Annotated in this window: 1 protein-coding gene; it reads left to right on the top strand. The window is 33.7% G+C overall.

Annotated elements, in window-relative coordinates:
* A partial coding sequence (locus ACMX9J_RS27710; RefSeq protein WP_416226475.1) for a glycine cleavage system protein H occupies positions 1-264 on the top strand: 264 nt, incomplete at its 5' end.
* Positions 265-362 lie beyond the last annotated feature (98 nt).

Here is a 362-nt window from a genome sequence, read left to right as displayed (position 1 = left end):
GACCTTCCAGAGGAAGGGAATTCATTAACGATAAACAATAGCTTTGGTGATGTGGAGTCCATTAAAACTACATCCGAGCTTATCGCACCCTTTAATGGTCAAATCCTGAAAGTAAACACAGAATTAGAGGATAGTCCTGAATATGTAAATGAATCCCCTTATGATCAAGGGTGGATATTGGAAGTTCAAATGGATAATGTAGATGATATCCAACATCTTATGCGTGCTCAAGAATACGAAGATTATATCCAAGAAGAAAACTGAAAGGAGAATAATAAACATGGCAAATCATAAAAGAGATATTACAAAGTTTTTAAATGTTAAGCTAAAAGAAGATTATCTTCTTTTGTTGCATAAAGATG

Source organism: Priestia sp. RMT2NF4 (assembly GCF_047872835.1).
Classification (GTDB): Bacteria; Bacillota; Bacilli; order Bacillales; family Bacillaceae_H; genus Priestia; species Priestia zanthoxyli.
Note: the sequence above shows the minus strand (reverse complement) of the source record. Positions and strands in the feature narration are given on the sequence as shown.